This window comes from Acinetobacter sp. YH12027 (assembly GCF_013420085.1).
Taxonomy (GTDB): Bacteria; Pseudomonadota; Gammaproteobacteria; order Pseudomonadales; family Moraxellaceae; genus Acinetobacter; species Acinetobacter amyesii.
Window position 1 is genome coordinate 1 of sequence record NZ_VOYW01000100.1, and the last position, 1,119, is coordinate 1,119.

The 1,119-nt window shown below is 33.2% G+C and carries 1 protein-coding gene; it reads right to left on the minus strand.

Annotated elements, in window-relative coordinates; translation table 11 throughout:
• Window positions 1-404: 404 nt before the first annotated feature.
• The coding region (locus FTT94_RS16440) for a PoNe immunity protein domain-containing protein (protein WP_180171127.1) at window positions 405-1,119 on the minus strand (715 nt) is incomplete at its 5' end.

Consider the following 1,119-nt stretch of genomic DNA (forward strand, 5'->3'; position numbering starts at 1 on the left):
TTTCGGTAAAAACTGGTCGAGGTACGCCAACCAAGCGTTTAAATTCAGAATCTGAAAAACGGTTTAAGTTCTGATATCTCATGAAACTTAGATTGAGGTGGTTTTTACTTTCGCAAGAGATCTATTAATTAGGTGGTTTATGTCGCACTTCAAGTTTTACTCTGCCCCCTATTAAACTCATTGCTGAAAGCATAATAAACATTAAATTCGTTTTTAAAACTTTCATCATTATCCTTTAAAAAATATTGGGTTTTAATTTATTTAATTAAAAATAATAATCAAAGAAAATTAAAAATATTATCCATTAGAAACGAATAACCAAAAGGAAAATTTATCCTATTTATCACCAGCAAACTGCCAATATACATTCGCATCCATTTCAAAATGCCCCGAATGGCATCTACTTATTCAGTCAGATACCAAATCGTTAAACCCCAAGGGTTATCTTTAATCTCAGGCATAACATCACCCTGTTTAAAATGACGTTTTTCCATGTTATTCGCAGTACTATACCATTCACCTGTTTTAGGGCAAATTTGTCCTGCTTCGCTTCTTAGCGTTTTTGCACATGGGTTACTTATATCATTTTCGGAAGGTACAAATTCTCGGGCAAATTTAACCAAATCTTTTGGATAAATCATATGTGTTATTTCGCTATCATCTAAATCTAACAGATAAACGTAAGCAGCAGCTTCTATAGCCCAATAGCCAAAATAACCTCCATTTTCCATTTTATGTAAGTCATACCATGGAGCACTTTCAAATGCGGGATACCATAATTTCAAATATTCCTGTATATCTTGAATACTCTCTTTTTTAGTATCTCTATATTTACTAAAAATTAATGGGCGATATGGATTATCAAAAAACCATTGATCTACATCATATCTATCCATCAACTTAAATGATAAAAAGTCCTCATACAGCGTATCTAATTGTTCTGTTTGCTCATGGTAAATTTTGTCTTGCATCGCTGCAATACGTGGTAATAGGTCTCTTCTGTGTAATAGATAACACAGTCCTATCAACTGCATACATCTTTCGTACTCATCTATAGCTGTAAAATAAAATGGTGCCCAATCTTCATCCTCCTCGTCTTTGCGCAAGGCTATTGTATAT